Origin of the sequence: Gimesia aquarii (assembly GCF_007748175.1) — a bacterium.
Lineage (GTDB): Bacteria > Planctomycetota > Planctomycetia > Planctomycetales > Planctomycetaceae > Gimesia > Gimesia aquarii_A.
This window is the reverse complement of the sequence record NZ_CP037422.1, coordinates 6,932,993-6,950,120: the sequence shown is the minus strand read 5'-3', so window position 1 is coordinate 6,950,120 and position 17,128 is coordinate 6,932,993. Positions and strand designations below refer to the sequence as shown.

General features: G+C 45.7%; 17 protein-coding genes. 8 read left to right on the top strand and 9 right to left on the bottom strand.

The features are described 5' to 3' along the window. Positions 1-4: 4 nt before the first annotated feature. The 5 genes from V202x_RS26200 to V202x_RS26180 all read right to left on the bottom strand — a co-directional run bounded on the left by V202x_RS26200 (position 5) and on the right by V202x_RS26180 (position 3,949). On the bottom strand, positions 5-1,216 hold the full coding sequence (locus tag V202x_RS26200) for an FG-GAP repeat domain-containing protein (protein ID WP_145179855.1): 1,212 nt from the start codon (positions 1,214-1,216) through the stop codon (positions 5-7). Beyond that, positions 1,213-2,370 carry a hypothetical protein gene (locus tag V202x_RS26195; protein WP_232098722.1) on the bottom strand — a complete coding sequence of 386 codons (1,158 nt, stop codon included), beginning with the start codon at positions 2,368-2,370 and terminating at the stop codon, positions 1,213-1,215. The genes V202x_RS26200 and V202x_RS26195 overlap by 4 nt, the downstream gene beginning before the upstream one ends. Further along, positions 2,354-2,695, bottom strand: coding sequence for a hypothetical protein (locus tag V202x_RS26190; RefSeq protein WP_145179853.1), 342 nt, complete (start codon positions 2,693-2,695; stop codon positions 2,354-2,356). Before V202x_RS26190 ends, V202x_RS26195 begins: the two co-directional genes overlap by 17 nt. Further along, positions 2,695-3,609: a DUF1559 domain-containing protein gene (locus V202x_RS27660; protein ID WP_197993106.1), complete on the bottom strand. Its 915-nt coding sequence runs from the start codon at positions 3,607-3,609 to the stop codon at positions 2,695-2,697. The genes V202x_RS26190 and V202x_RS27660 overlap by 1 nt, the downstream gene beginning before the upstream one ends. Positions 3,610-3,757: 148 nt before the next feature. Beyond that, positions 3,758-3,949 carry a hypothetical protein gene (locus tag V202x_RS26180; RefSeq protein ID WP_145179851.1) on the bottom strand — a complete coding sequence of 64 codons (192 nt, stop codon included), beginning with the start codon at positions 3,947-3,949 and terminating at the stop codon, positions 3,758-3,760. A gap of 175 nt (positions 3,950-4,124) precedes the next feature. On the opposite strand from V202x_RS26180, the gene V202x_RS26175 reads away from it, so the two are divergent. The 6 genes from V202x_RS26175 (at position 4,125) to V202x_RS26150 (ending at position 11,626) form a co-directional block, all read left to right on the top strand. Continuing rightward, on the top strand, positions 4,125-4,943 hold the full coding sequence (locus V202x_RS26175; RefSeq protein ID WP_145179849.1) for a Nif3-like dinuclear metal center hexameric protein: 819 nt from the start codon (positions 4,125-4,127) through the stop codon (positions 4,941-4,943). A 217-nt stretch (positions 4,944-5,160) separates the two neighbouring features. Next, entirely contained in the window at positions 5,161-6,642 is a 1,482-nt protein-coding gene (lysS, locus tag V202x_RS26170; RefSeq protein WP_145179847.1) for a lysine--tRNA ligase, read from the top strand. A 68-nt stretch (positions 6,643-6,710) separates the two neighbouring features. Continuing rightward, a complete protein-coding gene (locus V202x_RS26165; protein ID WP_145179846.1) occupies positions 6,711-8,303 on the top strand; it encodes an ABC transporter permease in 1,593 nt (530 codons plus the stop codon). A gap of 68 nt (positions 8,304-8,371) precedes the next feature. Beyond that, a complete protein-coding gene (locus tag V202x_RS26160) occupies positions 8,372-9,118 on the top strand; it encodes an ABC transporter ATP-binding protein (protein ID WP_197993105.1) in 747 nt (248 codons plus the stop codon). Between the two features lie 185 nt (positions 9,119-9,303). Beyond that, a complete protein-coding gene (gene ilvE, locus V202x_RS26155) occupies positions 9,304-10,161 on the top strand; it encodes a branched-chain-amino-acid transaminase (RefSeq protein ID WP_145179844.1) in 858 nt (285 codons plus the stop codon). A gap of 703 nt (positions 10,162-10,864) precedes the next feature. Continuing rightward, positions 10,865-11,626, top strand: a complete 762-nt coding sequence (locus V202x_RS26150) for a YHS domain-containing protein (RefSeq protein WP_145179842.1) — start codon at positions 10,865-10,867, stop codon at positions 11,624-11,626. Between the two features lie 36 nt (positions 11,627-11,662). Here the strand turns inward: V202x_RS26150 and V202x_RS26145 are convergent, their stop codons facing one another. Both V202x_RS26145 and V202x_RS26140 read right to left on the bottom strand, forming a co-directional pair. Then, the gene (locus V202x_RS26145; protein WP_144990153.1) at positions 11,663-12,058 is read right to left on the bottom strand and encodes a hypothetical protein; all 396 of its coding nucleotides are present in this window, start codon (positions 12,056-12,058) and stop codon (positions 11,663-11,665) included. A gap of 235 nt (positions 12,059-12,293) precedes the next feature. Further along, entirely contained in the window at positions 12,294-12,491 is a 198-nt protein-coding gene (locus tag V202x_RS26140) for a hypothetical protein (RefSeq protein WP_145179840.1), read from the bottom strand. A gap of 490 nt (positions 12,492-12,981) precedes the next feature. Between V202x_RS26140 and V202x_RS26135 the strand changes: the two genes are divergently transcribed. Together V202x_RS26135 and V202x_RS26130 are read left to right on the top strand one after the other, a co-directional pair. Next, positions 12,982-13,260 (top strand): Flp family type IVb pilin, encoded by a 279-nt coding sequence (locus tag V202x_RS26135; protein WP_145179838.1) that lies wholly within the window; start codon positions 12,982-12,984, stop codon positions 13,258-13,260. 139 nt (positions 13,261-13,399) lie between these two features. After that, positions 13,400-13,720: a branched-chain amino acid aminotransferase gene (locus V202x_RS26130; protein ID WP_144985300.1), complete on the top strand. Its 321-nt coding sequence runs from the start codon at positions 13,400-13,402 to the stop codon at positions 13,718-13,720. Positions 13,721-13,860: 140 nt separating this feature from the next. Here the strand turns inward: V202x_RS26130 and fliS are convergent, their stop codons facing one another. Then, positions 13,861-14,334, bottom strand: coding sequence for a flagellar export chaperone FliS (gene fliS / locus V202x_RS26125; RefSeq protein WP_145179836.1), 474 nt, complete (start codon positions 14,332-14,334; stop codon positions 13,861-13,863). Between the two features lie 49 nt (positions 14,335-14,383). Next, entirely contained in the window at positions 14,384-17,119 is a 2,736-nt protein-coding gene (gene fliD / locus V202x_RS26120) for a flagellar filament capping protein FliD (RefSeq protein ID WP_145179834.1), read from the bottom strand. Positions 17,120-17,128 lie beyond the last annotated feature (9 nt).

The window sequence follows — 17,128 nt, the reverse complement described above, 5'->3', positions numbered from 1 at the left end:
GATCCTATTTCTGTATCAGGACGTTCACGCCTTTTTTGTTCGAGAGCACAATATCAGGGCGACCATCACCGTTCATATCGGCCATCGAAAATTGAGTGCCCACACCGGTATCATTTCCTGCTTCGATTTTGTGAGGAGTAATTTGAGGCGCCGCGTTTTTACCCATTTTAATTTCATACCAGTACATGACGACGGGGTCTTTTCCGCCCGGATCTCTACCGTTGTGTGCAAAGAAGCGCTTGCCGGTTACTATATCTCGCTGCCCATCACCATTCATATCAATAAAATGCATCGCATGAGTTTGAGAATAACTCTTATCAATCAAATGCGCCTTAAACTTTGGCTTACCTGGTTCAGACACATTTTCGAACCACCAGATACCAAATGCATGTGCTGAGCTGCCGATAATATCGCTGTCACCATCCTGGTCCAGATCTTCTACATACAAGTCAGCCATTTTCTCAGGAGGTTCAGCTCCATTCACACTGAGCGTGAATGGATGGAATTCCCAGAGACCTTCGCCCAATGTTTCGGGGGCCTCCCACCAGCCATGAGGAATGAGCACATCATTTCGGCCATCCTGGTTGAAGTCAGCGACTCCCAGGCCATGGTAATATTTGAAAGTACCGTTTTTCATTGGATCGCCGGGTTTACTAATCGGAATGAAGGTCCATTTTTTGGTGGCCTGTTCAGGAGGGGGGATCTCCATATATCCCATCTGTTTTTCAGGCTGTGACCCAAAAACGAGTTCCGGCTTTCCGTCACCAGTCAGGTCTGTAAACTTGGGAGTCTCATTACAGATGCTGTGCCAGATAAGGTGTTCTTTCCAATGCCCTGATTTATTTTTGGGATTTTCATACCAGTAGAACTCTTTTCCGGGAAAGCTGACATAAATGAAATCGGTCCAGCCATTCTGATTGATGTCGTAGGCAAAGTTGCAAAAGCTGTCACTGTATCCTTTACCGGCAACAAATTTTCCGGGTTTACGAACTTCGTGCATTTTCCAGTCTGGAGCTTCATACCAGACATCTCCAGCAATGACATCCATTTTGCCGTCTTTATTTACGTCGGCTGCGGCGGAACCTTCCGAACGGAAGGCGGCGTCCAGCTGTTGACGCTGCCACTTTTCGCCGGCGGAAACTTCAAAAGAACCTGACAATAAAATTGTGACAGCGGCAAAACTCAAATAGCGATAAAATGGATGAGTTCGTTTCATTGATGTTTTCCTGTTGTTAACTTGCGAACGCGGTAAGTCTCACTGTCACCAATATAGACATTTCCCTGAGGTCCCACATAAACGCCATGCGGTCGTGCCATGCGGCACTTTGCCGGGTTGCCATCAGGGCCATCTCCTTTTTTGCCATCACCGACAGCCGTTTCAATCAAACCATTCTTTTTTCGAATGACACGAATGGTGTGGCTTTCTGTATCGGCCAGATAAATGTCTCCGTTGGGAGCAACGGAAATTCCTTTGGGACCTGACAAAGTTGCTGCTTTTGCCGGTCCACCATGCCCCGTATATCCTTTTTTACCAGTCCCAGCGACGTGATGTAAAGTCTCATTATCCAAATCGATGCGATACACCATATTTCCTTCCCGCAACGCGAGATACAATGAACCTGTTCCAGACCCGTCATCAAAGAAGTCCAAAGCCCGTGGTCCGTTGAGTGGTGTTCCTGTTACCGTTGCTCCATCAGGCGTTGGTTTGCGTTGTCCTGTTCCGGAAAACGTATTCACAATACCTGTTTTTAAATTGACTCGACGAATGCGATGATTGCCTATGTCACAGATATAGAGATTGTCATTCTTATCCAGGGCAATCGAATGTGGTCGCGAGAAAGTCGCTTTCGTTGCGGGACCACCATCACCAGAGAAACCTCTTTTTCCGGTACCCGCAACCGTTTCGATCTTACCAGTTTTAGCATCGACGCGACGGACTATATGATTCACCATTTCAACGAAATACATATTGCCTGCCTGGTCGAAGCGAATTTCATAAGGTTCGTTTAGTTTTGCTTCAAGAGCCGGGCCGCCGTCACCGCTATATCCTTTTTTTCCAGAACCGGCGACCGTTGAAATTCGTCCGTTTTTTTCGTCGATCCGGCGAATCACATGACTTTTGATTTCACAGACATATAAAGCCCCATCGGGGCCAAGCGTGAGACCATACGGTTCACCCACCAGGGCATTTACCGCCGCCCCACCATCGCCGGCGTATCCCAGTTTTCCAGTGCCCGCTAAAGTGGAAACGGTTTGCGCAGAAACTTGTGAAATGAACAGACTCAATACAAACAGAATGATAAATGAAAGAATACGCGGCATGGCTTGATTCCAGATGGCATGTTTTCCAGAACTAATGGGGAATATCATCAAAAGGACGTTCCGGATCATCATGTTTAAATATTAAATAAGGACCAGCATTCGGATTATGCTTAAGTGCTTCAGCCGGTGATACCAATGTTTGTGTATTGGTCTTCTTATCGATCATCACAATTTTCACTCCGTCTGGATGTTCTTTCTGTTTGAAGAACTGATCGAGTAAGATATTTGCCGGTTCTCCCTGCTCATCCACAATCACGACATATTCCGCAGAAGGCTGGGGTACGAAAGGCCTTTCTTCTGAACATCCCTGCAAAATGGCGAAGCAAACTACGAGATAAAATTGAGCGATTCCATTTTGAACAGAGTCGTTCATTAGTTAACGCCTCCCATGTCTGATTCCAGTTTGTCTTTGTTGGTAAACAGGATGTTGGAATCCATCGGGCCGAACCAACCAATTTGAAACGCCTTGGGATCTCCACCATATGCTGAAGTTCCGGTACCTGAGATGGGCGCTGTGGTCACTCTCCCGTCCGCCCAACCAATATTTGCAACTGTTCCCGTATGACGAAAATGAATTGAGGGATCAGGGCGAAAGGTTGATTCCTGATAGGTTGGCGTCCAGTTATCAATAAAAAAAGGTGGTTCGATAAAGCTGTATTCGATAATATGCAGATCAGGAAGGCCCTGAGCTAAAGCAGCATCTGCAAAAGCCACGGTACGAGCCAGACTTCCGATTTCTCGCATGTTGGTTGCCACTTGATTACTAAGAGGAAACGGATTTTTCCAGCCAGTCCCTCCAAGATACGCCTGATTATAACCATAGCCACCGGCACCTCCTTCAAAGGCATTTGGAACCGTTCCATGTGCGGCGAAGTTACCAAATGAAGGGCACTTTTTTATTTCCGCGTTTTGTTCCAGGAAGGGAGCCAATGGTCCAAGGTGCGGTTGGAATTTGCTGGTGGGATCTGCTGTAACTCGTTCGCCGTGCCAGCGTTTCTTTCCACCGAAGCCGACATGTTGGTCGGCGGCAGCCCGTGGCCAAAACCCTCCGTTGGAGTCGGCATACATATGGCAGGCGAGAACGATTTGTCTGAGGTTATTCTTGCATTGTGCCATGCGCGCAGCTTCGCGAGCTTGTTGAACAGCCGGTAAAAGCAAAGCAACCAATACAGCAATGATGGCAATGACCACCAGTAACTCAATTAATGTAAAACCGTTTTTTCTTACGGTCTTTGAAGAACTTCGATTTGTTTGGGAAGAAAGGGAAGGTGGGCTGAAAAAAGACATTCTTGCGGCTTTTCTAGGTATACAGAGAATAGTTGGAACTAAAAAACAGTTCTCAATATTCTAACGAAGTCATACCAGGAATGTCTTGCCTGAGAGCAGTCTTCAAGCGGGGGATATAAACTTTTTTCAAAGTTTAGCGAGAAGCAGACTATTCCGCACCTGCATCCATTTGATTTTGTTTCTCGGTGATTTCACGTTCTTTTTTCAGGCACATCGTGATAAACGTTCCTGAAATAGCGGCTTGAGCTACCAGATAAACTAGAATATCCGGACCGTTCACAGCGATACAGGCACCGAAGGCGATGACAAATAGAGCAATCAAACGTGCTTTTAGACTCATGGTCTTGACCTTGTATTATTTCTAAGAAATGAATCCTATATTCTTTGGTTACGGAAAGTATAGTGCTGTATGATACATTGATCAATTGATATTCATGAATCAAAACCACGAACTTAATTGATTTCCAAAGAGATCATTTATTGTATTCTTCCCCAGGCAACAGGAGTGCAAAGGTATGTCGAGCATCGCTGATATTCAGGATTTTCTGGTGAGTCTCGCACCTCCCGATCTGGCCGAGAACTGGGATAATGTGGGTTTATTGACGGGGGACCCTGCACAGAATGTCGATCAGGTTCTGACTTGCTTAACGTTGACACCAGACGTCGCAGAAGAAGCAATTTCAGAGGGAGTGGATTTGATTATCACCCATCACCCGATTCTCTTTCGGCCTGTACAGCAGATAACATCTATGTCTGTCGAAGGTAAACTTCTGCTGGACTTGATCCAGGCAAAAATCTCAGTCTATAGTCCCCACACTTCTTATGATAGTGCCGAACGTGGGATCAACTGGCAGTTGGCTAAACTTCTGGGTTTAGAAGAGATTGGAATTCTAAGGCCTGTTAATTCTCCAGCAGAACAAGCAGAGAACGAGGAGAGCGGGGCAGGTCGATTTGGTTTATTGCCCGCTGAGTTGACACTGGCGCAACTGAATCAATTAATCAAGCAGGCACTTCGTATTTCTTCTCTCCAATTCGTGGGTGACCCTGATCTCCGCGTGGAGCGTATGGGCATAGCCTGTGGGGCGGCAGCAGAATTTTTGAACGACGCACACCGTCACGACTGTCAGGTTCTCTTAACAGGTGAGGCGCGGTTTCATGCGTGCCTGGAAGCAAGGTCGTTAGGCATGGGGCTAGTATTACCTGGTCATTATGCCACAGAGCGACCGGCGATGGAGAAGATGGCAGAATTGTTACAAATACAGTTTCCAAAACTGAAAGTCTGGGCCAGTCAAAACGAAACAGACCCACTGCAATGGGATTGTGACGGTGAATAATCTTCAGCGCTGGAGTAAGAATTCAAGATTTTAAGCCAATTAATGTGTCTCTATGTATATTCTCAGCCGGTTGCCATTGACCTGATCGGCAGATTTCGCCATTATCCCCCCTCTCTCAGTAGTTTAAATTCTCCTTTTTGACATACAGTCCGAACCGTTTGTGTTTTTGTATGTCGTGAACCTCAAGTAAATAGCTCACAAGACGTAATCGATTTCAATGTCCAAAGTTAAGCCCAACCGTTTCGAAGCAGAGCGGATTAAAAAGTTAGAGAAAATTCAATCCCTGGGATTCGATCCCTGGGGACAGCGATTTGATGGTCATATTCCCATTTCTGAAGCACGCACCCAGGCTCCTGAAGAATCTGGCGTCGATGGCGAAGAGGTGCGCATCGCTGGTCGAATCATGCTGCGTCGAAAGGCGGGTAAACTTCGCTTTTATGATATCAAAGACTGGACGGGCAAAATTCAGTTACTCTTCTCCCGCGGCGATTTGAGTGAAACGCAATGGGAGTTAATGGGTACGTTGGATCTGGGCGACCTGATTGGAATTGATGGTTGTCTGAAACGTACGGAAACCGGTGAAATTTCGGTGTTCGTAAAAGAGTTGACAGTATTATGTAAATCTCTCGCGCAACCTCCAGAAAAACACCATAGTGTAAAAGATGTCGAACTGTTGTTGAGACAGCGTTCACTTGATCTGATTTATACAGAAGGTGTTTTAGATAAGATGCTCACACGGAGTCAGATTATTGATTCTGTACGGCAGACCTTGCGAAACCATAAATTTGCAGAAGTCGAGACACCAGTCTTGCATGCAGTCGCCGGTGGTGCGGCAGCGAAGCCCTTTATTACCCATCATAATACGCTGGAAATGGAACTCTATATGCGGATTGCATTAGAGTTGCATCTGAAGCGGTTGATGGTCGGGGGGATCGAACGTGTATATGAGATCGGTCGCGTCTTTCGAAATGAGGGAATTGACGCAACTCATAACCCTGAATTTACGATGATCGAAATCTATCAGGCGTACGGTAATTATGAAACCATGATGGATTTGACAGAAGCGATTGTCACCGATGCCGTTAAAGCCATTAGTGACACGATGCAGCTTCCCTGGGGTGAAGATCAGACAATCGACTTCAGTGGACCTTGGGAACGCAAAAAGTATTATGATCTGGTCAGAGAGCACGCAGGCTGCGATCCACATGACCCGGCTGCCGTAGCAGAAGTCGCTAAGCAGCATGGTATTGATACAGATAACGTTCATCCAGATGTGATTCTGAATGAAGTCTTTGAAGCCACCTGCGAAGTACATCTGTCGGGTCCCGTTTTCGTGATTGATTATCCGGCGTCTATCTGCCCGTTGACCAAGCGAAAGCAGGATGATCCTAAAATTGCAGAACGATTTGAGTTGTTCGTGCAGGGGATGGAATTGGCAAATGCCTACACGGAATTGAATGATCCACTGCTCCAGGAAGAATTATTTCGCACACAATTATCAGGGCTGTCGGAAGAAGATTCGATGGCGAAAATGGATACGGATTTTGTAAAAGCGTTAAAGGTTGGTATGCCACCGGCAGGAGGCCTGGGAATCGGCATTGATCGTCTTGTGATGTTGTTGACCAATAGTCACAGCATTCGTGACGTGATTTATTTCCCACTACTCAGGCCAGAAGGTCAACCAGCTGTCAAAGAATAAACCAGGGATGTAACTGGCAATATGAGTGATGATTGCCGGTAGGAAAAATCAGCCAAAGGATTGGCCGTATGTACAAAACATTGCTTTGCTTACGATACTTGCGAACGCGTTATATTGCGCTTGCCAGCATTATCAGTATGACTCTCGGCGTGGCGACGATGATTGTCGTCAACAGCGTGATGGACGGTTTCAGCACTGATATGCGAACCCGACTGCGTGGCATTCTGGCGGATGTGATCGTAGAAACCAATTCTCTCGATGGCGTTGCTATCTCGCAGGATATGAAAGACAGCATTAATCGTGCTGTCGGCGACCACATTGAGGGCATGACGACAACCGTTGAAATCTATGCAATGCTCAGTGTGCAGTATGGCTCTCAATGGCAAAGCAAGCCCGTCACTTTGATCGGTATCGATCCAGGTACCAAAGCAACTGTCGGACCACTGGCTGAATATCTGGTAAATACAGATATCAATTCAGTACCTGATTGGGAACTGTCGCCGGAAGCGATGGCCTATCGCAAAGAGTGGACTACCCGCGCACAATGGATGGTTGATCGCTGGAATCATAATCCACCACCTCTGGATGATCAGACTGCACCTGTTGAGGAACCTGAATCGAACAAGCCACTACCTCCTCCTCAATTCGATTCTAAGACACCCTCCGATCAGGTATTTGATTCTGAACCACAGGTAGCAGACAAAGCAGATGCGGTCACTAATCCTTTCAAGGAAAACTTAAAAGGATCCGCTTTTGAAAAACAAGAAAATCGTGATCCTGGTAGCCCTTTGCAGGGACGTGTTTATGTCGGTTATGGGTTGGTCAGTTTTCCTTATGAAGATCCCGAAACCGGCGAAATCAAAATGTTTCAAATCGTCAAGCCGGGCGATGATATTAAGATCAGCACTGTGACGGCCGGGCATCCTCCAGAACCGACCCACTTTAATGCAACTGTAGTCGATTTATTCAAAAGCGACATGAGCGAACACGATGGAAATTTGGTGTTCTGTAATCTGGAATATTTACAGGAAGTTCGTGGAATGGTGCTTGATCCGGAGAGCGGTGCTAAACCGATCACATCGATTCAGCTTAAGCTGAAAAATCCGGAAGATGCCGCCATGGTCGTGAGCAAGTTGGAGGAAGCATTACCTGCCGGCTTGTTTCGTGTTCGAACCTGGGAAGACAAACAAGGTCCATTGTTAGCAGCCGTCGAAGTCGAATCTGCAATCTTGAATGTATTACTGTTTCTGATCATCGCCGTTGCCGGTTTTGGCATCTTAGCGATCTTTTTCATGATTACCATCGAAAAGACGCGTGATATCGGAGTCCTGAAAGCACTGGGCGCGAGTTCGAATGGAATCATGTCGATCTTTCTGTCTTACGGCCTGGCATTAGGACTCGTGGGAAGCGGTGTTGGTGTTGCTGTCGGATTGCTGTTCGTGAGATATATTAATGAGATCGAGAAATTCATTACCTTTATCACAGGTCGGAAAGTGTTCGATCAGCGGATTTATTATTTTCCGGAAATTGCCACGCATGTAGAACCGATGATGGTCTTCTGGGTTGCCATCGGCGCCATGATTATTGCCGTGCTGGCCAGTATTCTACCTGCACGAAAAGCAGCACGTTTTCATCCTGTCGAATCATTGCGATACGAGTAGTATGAGCGTGTTTTAGATCAAGAACTAGTTGCGATTGTTGTTTTCCCGTTTATGTCGAGTATGAATTCATGACCGAGACCATATCAATGCCTCATCCACAGTTAGCGGCGATTGCCGTCGAAAAGGCTTACCGAAAAGATAAGCACAAGGTCCCCGTATTACGTGGAATCGATGTTGAAGTGAATAAGGGCGAGTTTCTGTCGATCGTCGGTCAGTCAGGATCAGGAAAGAGCACCTTAATGCATCTGTTTGGGTTGCTGGATACTCCCGATGTGGGAGAGATTCATCTGGAAGGTCAACAGATTGACGACTTACCCGAGCATGCCCGTGACCAAATTCGTAACCGCGTCTTTGGATTCATCTTCCAGTTCTATCATTTATTACCTGAATTGAACTTACTGGAAAATGTGCTATCTCCTTTGATGATCCGTTATTCAACCTGGGAATACTGGAAAAAGAAAAAACAGTTCAAACAGGATGCAATGGAGATTATTGAAAAGGTAGGCTTATCTCACCGTATCAAACATCGTCCCGCGGAATTGTCTGGTGGTGAAATGCAACGTGCCGCCATCGCCCGGGCATTAATTGCCAAGCCGCAGATTCTGTTGGCTGACGAACCGACCGGAAATCTGGATAGTAGTACCGGTAAAGAGATTATGGAACTGCTGACCAACTTGAATGAGCAGGAGCAGCTGACTATCATCATGGTTACGCACGATGATTTGATTGCATCGCAGGCACATCGAACCGTTCGTTTGCGAGAAGGTCAGTTCGAATTACTAGGCAAGCATCAAAGTGCTTCGGTACCTGCTTAGTAACAAACGATCAGAGGCCTTGTTTTGTAGACGAACCAGTTCTGCCTGTGTTGTGTCGATGGAAGAACCGCTGCATCTGATTGTGCTGTCTGAAATGGATTTCACTGAATTCAAAACAGTATGGAAATTCCAACCGAACCAGCCAGCCCCGTCTTGGCCTAATTTGAGAATGGTAACAAAATCTGATGTCGATTTTAGTGTATATTGACGGAACGCTGCTTCCCAAAGAAGAAGCGAAAATCAGTGTATTCGATCACGGCTTGCTCTATGGTGATGGCGTGTTTGAAGGCATTCGAGTCTACAATAAAAAAGTGTTTCTGATGCAGGAGCACATCGATCGACTCTATGAGAGTGCTTTGGCAATTCGTTTGGAAATTCCCCTCACAAAATCCGAAATGATTCAAGTTGTTAACGAAACGGTTGCTGCTAATAAAATCGAAGATGGTTATGTGCGGTTAGTGATTACGCGTGGCGCGGGCTCGTTGGGTCTGGACATTCGCCGCACGAGTAACCCTCAAGTGATTATCATTGCCGATAATATTTCGTTATATGATCCACAACTTTATATCGACGGTCTGAAGATTGTGACGGCTTCGACGATCCGAAATCATCCGGCGGCACTATCCTCGCGTGTGAAATCATTAAATTACCTCAATAACATTCTGGCAAAGATTGAAGGCACAGACGCAGGTTCCATTGAAGCCTTGATGTTGAATCATAAAGGCGAAGTCGCAGAATGCACGGGCGATAATATTTTCATTATTAAAGATGGAGTCGTCAAAACGCCTCCCGTCGAAGCAGGTATCCTGGAAGGTATCACCAGAAACGCTGTGATCAAGCTGGCAGAAAAATCGGGTATTACTGTAGAGCAGTTACCCTTCACTCGGCACGATATTTTCATCGCCGATGAATGTTTCCTGACCGGTTCAGCTGCCGAAGTAATTCCCGTTGTCGCCCTCGACGGTCGTGTCATTGGTGATGGAAAACCAGGCCCGATTACCAAAGATTTAAACGAACAGTTTAAACAACTCACACGCGAGTAACTTCCCCGGCGATATGATTCGTTTCGGTTGAACAAAAAATGGGATTGACATTTTCGGGAATCCTTTCATACGCACACTTTGCACTTGGGTCATTATTTTTATCTTGACACTCACATGCGGATCACGAAACTGCGCGATCTGCGTCGCGCGCGTGGAAAAACTTTTTTAGTGTGCTCTTTTCCTCACTGTTGATTTCATCACTACAAAAACCGCTTTGTTTTTCAATATTCTGATAGGAACAGTGTGAACTAATTCTAAATACACAGTTTCCTGAGGTTATTATCAAACCGTTTCACACGCACTTCACGTCGATCTCATTTCATTTGACTTCCCTTTCAATCGTTGTTGACGTTTAGTCACCTCTTGACTCGTCCTCGCTGATCAATGTTTTTTACGGTAACGAGTCGCTCTTTTATATTGATGTAAATTCTGAAATGAGAAATTCAACTGTAAAATACGACTATCGTTTGTCCGTTGCATAGCTCAATTGCTTGATTTCAAAGGCTCGCATTGATTAGATCCAGAATCCACTATATCTGATGTCAACTCAAATGCGGAGATGAATACCCGGTGAACTTTCGTTGCATCAGCCGATTTGTGTGTTAGGATGGGAAAACGTGAATCGGCGCGATCGGTTTGCTGGCTTCATGTGTTTATTCTTTCAGCGGAACCGTAAATTGTCTGTCCAGTTGGGATCTTTTTGATGCAAATCTTAAACCGAACAATTGTTTGTTGCTTATGTGTCAGTGCTTTACTTTTGTCACTGGGTGCAGAGGAGCAATCTGCAGCGGTTTCGGCTGCTACAGAGAAGACCGATCTGAAAGTCGTGAAACAAGCACTCTCCGAATTCAACTCGTTGATTGGTGGCTGGCGTGGCGTGGGGATGATCAAGCGAAATTCGCGTAAAGGAGCCTGGTCGGAAAAGGCAGAGTGGGTTTGGAAATTCGCCCCAAACTCTACTGGGATCGCTTATCAGATCACGGATGGCAAATTTCTGAAGTCGGCATTACTGACATATGATCCTCAAAAGAAAACCTATCTTTTGTCTGCCGTCTTGCCTGATGGAAAAACGCGGGACTATAGGGGTACATTGGATAAGGACACGTTGGTCTTAGAATCAGTGCCTGATAAAGCGGGAACGGTCTATCGCATCTCCATTAGACGTCTTAATGAAAAACGGACATTGGTACTGTTTCAGAAACGGAATCAGGGGCAGTCGTTTTATTACCGCTTGGCAGAGGTTGGTTATACAAGAGCTGGCACCCGATTGGCAGAATCAGGGAGTGGTGGCCCGGAATGTATTGTGACTGGTGGCGCTGGTACGATTCAAGTGAGCTATCAGGGCAAAAACTATTATGTTTGTTGCAGTGGATGTAAACAGGCTTTTGAGGAAGATCCTGAAACGTTCATTGCGGAGGCGAAGAAAAAAGCAGACGCACGCCGCAAGAAGAAATCGAGCCAGTAATTCGGTTCTTTGAATCAAAAAACGAATGCGTTTCCATTAGAAGTGTTCAAGTGAAGAACCCAGGTCACCCACTGTTGGTTCTTCCAGGATGACTTCCTTATCCGCCAAATCAGTACGAGGCAATGGAATTCGCTCACCCTTTGAGGATTTCTTCGACATGGGGTTTAACCATTTGGGGAGCTTCGAGAAATGCGAAGGTTCTTCTAATTTCGTCTGTAAAATTGCCGGTTCCAGTTCAACTGGTTGTTGTTGAGACACATTTTGAATGGAAGTGGGTTTTTCTTTTTTGGTATAAAATTCCAAACCGAAAAAAGGAGACCGGCCATCACTGTCCATCCGGAACATTTTATTAGCAATGCCCTGGCACCCTGATTGTGTACCAATCAGGAGGGTCGTAATACTAAGAACCCAAATTAGTCGCAGCCCATTCATTTGTCGACTTATTCCATCCTTGTCTAAGTCAAATCACTCTTAATTTACTTTGCTGTCACATTAGAATTGATACTGTATCAACGATGCTTAGTGACGATTCTCTTTTCACTGTTAGGAACGAATCCCTTTTCGTCATCGACTAACTGAATCTGTCAGTTTGCTCAATTTTAGTAGATGGAGGGATCCCTTTGAAATTTTTTGTTTTGAAGCCGTTTATCCCCAATAGATTACTGATCTATTCGTCCGTAATCGACTCAGCCATTTCACTTTCGATCTCTTCTTCAGACTGAACGGGAGGTTCGCTCTGTTTGGGAACATCACGAAAACCGAGTGTGCTGGTGATTGGCCCATCACCGCCTGCCATTTGACAACCCGTCATAGGCAGCACACAGAGCATGGAACAGAAGATTGTAAGGTGTAACTGTTTACGCATAGGGATTCCTTTCCCTTTCATCCCATAATAACACCCCCTTAAAATCTGTTGCGGTTCATAACAGGAAATGGCTTGTATGTGAAGAGCATTTTGTACTTCGGCACACCTCCCCCCTGATTTTCAGAGACATTTCAGTTACCTTTCTCTCATGTTGATTTTTCGCATCATGCTGTTTTAAGGCTACATGGCAATAACTGCTTGTCTATAAATGGTTTACGTGTTTAAACCCTCTTTCACCGTTCTAAGCGGTGTGAATTCGCCTCATTCTGTTTTGGTCTCGGTTTGTCATGTGCCGAAAAAAATGTCCGCAATGTGTTTTTTCTATCTGACCATCTCTTAACGACTTACAGTTCTGTTTTTGAACAGATTGTAAAAAGTTTTTAGCGCGGAGCCCCTTTTGGTATTCAGCTTGCTTTACATCCCTGTATCAACTTGAAAACACAAAACTCGATGCAAAGCATTCATATTTAACACCAGGGAGACCCACACCATGAAAAACATCTTCACTCAACTGATGAACGACGAAGCCGGATTCATTGTTTCTGCCGAGCTTGTTTTGATTTCCAGTATCGCCGTTCTGGCAATGATCGTCGGACTGTCTGAAGTCGCTTTAAACGTCAACAATGAACTCGAAGATGTGGGCAGTGCCTTCTCCTGCATCGATCAGTCTTTCAAACTCAAAAATGCACACGGTCACAAAGCGTGCACCGAATCAAGCAGCTTTTACGATTCGACTGACTTCTGTGCTGGTCAGTGGGACGTTGAATAATCGTTCCCTGAAAAACCGAATGACAACCTCCGAAACGTCCTTTCTTTCCTGAAGACTGTCAGCAGGGCTTCACCAACCCTGCAGATTTTAAAACCCAAAACAAACCCAATACCCACTTTATGAACTGGAGACTATCACCATGAAAACCGTGTTGATTCAACTGATGAACGACGAGGCCGGATTTATTATCTCTTCCGAGCTAGTGCTCGTTTCAACAATTGCCGTATTGGCGATGATAGTAGGGCTGAGTGAAGTCGCTCACAACATTAACCAGGAACTGGAAGATGTGGGTAGTGCATTTGGTCGGGTCAACCAGAGCTTCTATGTTTCCGGTGCCTCAGGCCACAAGGGCTATACGTTTGGAAGTGATTTCAATGATCGGGTTGATTTCTGTGACAGTCAAAACGACATCGTTTGTGACCGTGGCCCTGTTCGCGAAGGACGAGGTTACAACAACTAAGCGATTGATTATGACTGCGAAATAGATGACGTTTCCCGCATAGGAAGCAGGCTTGCATCGAGGCGGAGGTCTCCACCTCAGACACCCTTATCATTTCACATGATGAGGGTGTTTTTTATGCGCAGCACGATGATTTGTTATCAAGTCAACCAGGAGCGGCTTTGGTGTACTTGCTCCGGTTGCTCAACATGATGAGGGGCTTTCAGTGATTCCGGAGCGTGGATCGTTTTTTTTTCCTCGACGGTTTCAGTCTGCAGGAGTTCGATAAGCTCACACCAGGACTCTCGATGGATTTCCAGAACCTTTATGGCATCATGAATGTATTTCGGATCCTGTTTGACATCTGCATGGTTTAGGTTTTCATAAACAAACACAAACAGTGCTTTCAGTTGTTCAATCATTTCCGGTTGCTGCTCAGGATTCAATCCGCCTATCAGTTCGGCAACGAGTTCGCGGCTTTTGTCTAACGCAAAGTGAGTCTGCTCAAAATTTTGCGCTTCTGCTGCCTGTGCTGCTTTTCGGGCAAAACGTAATGCGCCATCAACCACCATGAGATGCAACTGATGTGGTTGTGCTGTTAGAACCTGGTTTTCAATATAATCGCTTCCGTTCATCTCCTTGATGGCCCCTCTATATAGTTTGATTGACTCGATTGAGTAGAAATTATTTCTTGTTGTTGGAATTGTTTGTACTCAGAAGTTGCAGTCGTTCTAATGCAGACTGTTGTGAGTTCAATTGATTGACGATCGTTTCCTGTAGCGTAAATTGGCGAATCAGTCGTTCGCGACGGTCTTCCAAAATTGAATTCAGTTCATCGACACGAGTGTTCAAGGCCAGTGCGGATGCCTGTAGTGAGTCCGTTTGGGCCTTGAATGTTCCCGTAAACGGATCTGTCATCGCGGTAATCACTTCATCCATGACAACAGCAAATCCCGTATTTTCCTGCTGGAAAAACTCCGTAACGGCACTGGGATCGTCGATCAATACCTGATCAAAAAAAGATTCGTTGAGCTGTAATTTCCCATTACTACTAAACTGAACTCCTAATTCAGACATGCTCTTAATCGAGTTGTTACTGACAGAAAGCTTTTTTGTCAGTAATCCTTCCAAACGGGAAACCGTTGTCAATACAACACCATTTCCATTGAGCACACCTCGTTCATTCGTTTCAGAGTTAAAACTGGTGAGTGAATCTTTGGCGTCGACGAAGGCATTATATGCAGTGATAAAATTATTGATCGAAGATTTAATGCCTGCGGTATCACGGGCAACAGAAATTGTGGCTGGTGAAGTACCTGTTGAAAGTAAGTCGATTTCCAGTCCTGTAATGGCATTGTCAAAACTGTTGGTGGACGAGGTCAATAAAAATGAGGTTTGCGGGTTACTACCGATACGAATTAATGCGTCCTCAGCATCAACAGAAGTAGTAAATCCAAAATCGAATGAACTTTCCAGAATCATTTCCCCTGCACCACCGCTTCGTACAGAAGTCAAAGAGAGTCGAGAAGAATTAAATGCCGTACCATCATCAATAATCGATGCACTTGCAACGCCTGTGGCATTAATTTTTTCTGCAATGTCATCAAGCGTATCTGTTGCCTCAACCGTGATCACTGTCGTCTGATTACTTTCGACGCTGGTTGTTCCCGAGCCTAAAATTCCCAAGTCCGCTGCCACGGTTCCGCTGGAGACTTCCTCGACTTTGACATCGAATGAGCTTCCACCTGTACTTTCGATAATAAAACCATCTCCAGCATCATTCAGACGGGCATTGATTTGCGCACTGGCTGTGGTGGCAGCATCATTAATTTTTGTGAGCACATCCCCGATTGTTTTAGTGGTTGTTGCGTCTGACAAGTCGACGTTAAAGCTGACTCCATCACGGTCTGTAATGCGAATGCTACCCGTTGAGACCGCCGTACCATTTTTTCCATAAGTCGATAAGGATGTCTCTTCATTAACATAACGCAAATCCAATGAACCGGAATCAACGGTATGTTTTGTTTCAGCAAGTGTTGTATCGATTTTGAGGAAGCTGGCTAAATTCCCGGTGACATCTTGTATTTCAATAGATGTTCCCGAAGGAGCCGAGAGATCTTTGATTTGAATCCCTGTTTTTGTTTCGTTCAAGCTGGCTTCAATTTGAATTGCGCCATTCGCATTGATCAGATCGATTACATCATCTAGCGTTTCTGCTGAGGAAAAATCGATGGTTGCATTTCCTGCTGCACCATCAGTAATGGAAATCTGACCTGCGTTTAGTACGGTTCCCGTTGACGAAACTCCACCATTCAGGCTTCTGAGTAATACAGAATTCAAACCTCCGGAAATAGTGCCCAGAATGGTTCCACCGGGGGCTGACTGCTGAATTCCCAACTCGCGTGCTGCTAATGAACTATTCAAGGCAGTGACTGCAAAGGTAGAACCGCCGACGGTATTATCTACCAGGCTTAATTTCCCATTACTGTCAATAGAGGCGGTCACTTTGCCTGCATTAGAAACATCATTATTGATTAAATCGACGACGTCTCCAATCGTCTGCGCGGTATCTAAATTAACGTCGATGGTTGATGCATCCGCGGCCGTGATTTGAAAGTCATCGGAACCTGCGACTGTCGTAATCCCATTTCCATCGTTAATTTGTGACAAGTTAAAATCAGTAGTCACTCGATAGACGGAGTCACCATTAAACGACGAGCCAGCCACTGACTTCAAAATTCCCAAATCAGCTGCTGTTTGACCGCCGCCCACTTCCGTGACAGAAAGAGTTCCCACACCTGAGCCGGTATCGGTAATAACGAGGTGATCGTCTTCAATACTGGCGACAATCGTTGTGGCTGACTTATTGATGGTGTCGATCACATCATCGATATCAATTGTCTTGGTCAGGTCAATGACTTCCGTCTGACCATCACGGTCGGTAATGCGAATACTCCCACGTTGAACGCCTAAACCATTATTCAATTCTTCCAAAAGTTTGGGCTGATCCAGCTTACCTCCATTTGAAAGGGTAATGGTGGTAGCTGTTCCAATTTGTGTTGTATCGGAATCAGCGAATCCTTTTGAAATGACTTGATGGTTCGATGAGGTACGCAAGCCCTGTAATTGATAGGTGGCTGCGGTGGCGGTGCTGTTGGCGGCAACGCTGAATTGACTCGTGTCGGAGCTTGTGGCCTGCAGCGTCTCAAAAGTGCTTTCCAGGCCCAGTGTTTGAACTGTGGAATTAAGCGAAAGCAGGTTAGCTTCGAGGGTTTTGATACCCCCTTCGACTGCCTCAAATCCTGAGGCACGATCCGCCAGACGGACAAGCGCATTTCGCTGGACACCGATCAGGGCGTCCACAATTTCCGTAATGTTCAACCCGGTTGCCAAACCGACACCGGAACTAATGCCTGACATCTTACCAAG